At 58.5% G+C, this 1,618-nt stretch carries 2 protein-coding genes; both read left to right on the top strand.

Features of this window, described 5'->3' with window-relative positions:
- Nucleotides 1-343 precede the first annotated feature (343 nt).
- Nucleotides 344-1,036: a response regulator transcription factor CtrA gene (ctrA, locus tag D5S08_RS16265; protein WP_121120230.1), complete on the top strand. Its 693-nt coding sequence runs from the start codon at nt 344-346 to the stop codon at nt 1,034-1,036.
- 229 nt (nt 1,037-1,265) lie between these two features.
- On the top strand, nt 1,266-1,618 hold a 353-nt coding region (locus D5S08_RS16260; RefSeq protein ID WP_338323011.1), incomplete at its 3' end, for an SGNH/GDSL hydrolase family protein.

Raw genomic sequence — 1,618 nt, 5'->3', positions numbered from 1 at the left:
GCCGCTACTGCGCTCGCACATGGCAGAGCCGGGCAGCATTGCCCATGTGTCAGTCGGTGTGCGGCCTCAGGCGTCCTCCACCCCGTTGCTGCGCTGCGCCTGAATACCAGCTTCGAGCGCCGCAAAGAGAGGGCACTTCGAAGGACCACCTCGGGATCGTTCTAATAGCGTAATTGCGGTACCGAAGACGCCATCTCCGATGGTGAGTTCCAGCGGTTGGTCGCTTAGATCGGATCTTCGTACCAGTACGTACCATTTACCTTTTTTGTTGAGAATTGGTGGTGCGCAAAGCAACATCTAGCCCTGCGACACCGACTTCAGAATAGATGATAGGGGCTGCCAAATGCGCGTGCTGCTGATCGAGGACGAGCCGACCACCGCCAAGGCGATCGAGCTGATGCTCACCGCCCAGAGCTTCACTGTCGATGCCACCGATCTTGGCGAGGACGGCCTCGATCTAGGCAAGCTGTATGATTACGACATCATCCTGCTGGATCTGAACCTGCCGGACATGCACGGCTACGACGTGCTGAAGAAGCTACGCGTTGCCAAGGTGCAGACTCCGGTGTTGATCCTGTCGGGCATTTCCGAGATGGACAGCAAGGTTCGTTCATTTGGCTTCGGCGCAGACGATTACGTCACCAAGCCGTTCCACCATGGCGAGTTAATCGCCCGCATCCATGCCGTGGTGCGCCGTTCCAAGGGACACAGCCAGTCCATCATCCACACCGGCAAACTGGCGGTGAACCTTGACGGCAAGACGGTAGAGGCCGACGGTGTGCGTATTCACCTGACCGGCAAGGAATATGCAATTCTGGAGCTCCTGTCCCTGCGCAAAGGCTCCACGCTGACAAAGGATATGTTCCTTAACCACCTGTATGGCGGCATCGACGAGCCCGACCTGAAGATCATTGACGTATTCATCTGCAAGCTGCGCAAGAAGCTGACGACCGCTTGTGGCGAGGACTACATCGAGACGGTATGGGGCCGTGGCTATGCGCTTCGCGACAAGGCAGAAGCACTGCTGGCCGCCTGAGGCTCTCGTCCCACAAACAGGGAACATCACCTCCGCCTGAAAGTTGCGGGGCTCAGGTCGGGTATGTCGCGGCGGCACTCACGAGCGATTGGTCAACTTCGGCAGTGCGGCCTGTCGATCTAGGTACGAGCGGCGTACGCTCCACCTCGCGACTTTTAAACGTAAGACCAAGACTGGGGAGAGTTGATTAGTGGCTAAGTCGTGGATGTTTGCGGTTGCGATACTCAGCGTGGCGACGGCCACTCCTGCTCGGGCGAACCGCGAAACGGAGCAGTTCACGTCCATTACGGTGTTTGGCGACAGCCTCGTAGATGCTGGCAATTACTACATTGCCACCGATGGTGCGATGCCCGACCCAGCACTCGGCTATCACCAGAACCGCTTTACCAACGGCTTCAATTACCCTGATCTTCTATCGCTGGACCTGTTCGGCGTGCCCACCACCCCGTCGCTGCTCGGGGGCAACAACTTCGCGTTCGCCGCCGCCCGTATCGTCGACACCGGTGACAGCATACCCGACCTTCAAGCCCAGCTCAGCGCGTTTGAGGCCTCGGATCTCGGCGTCGATCCCAACGGTTTGTA

This window comes from Croceibacterium ferulae (assembly GCF_003660445.1).
Taxonomy (GTDB): Bacteria; Pseudomonadota; Alphaproteobacteria; order Sphingomonadales; family Sphingomonadaceae; genus Croceibacterium; species Croceibacterium ferulae.
Note: the sequence above shows the minus strand (reverse complement) of the source record. Positions and strands in the feature narration are given on the sequence as shown.

Bases quoted from the DNA above. Each gene is read 5' to 3' on its own strand.
- ctrA (WP_121120230.1), top strand. From the start codon at position 344: ATGCGCGTGCTGCTGATCGAGGACGAGCCGACCACCGCCAAGGCGATC.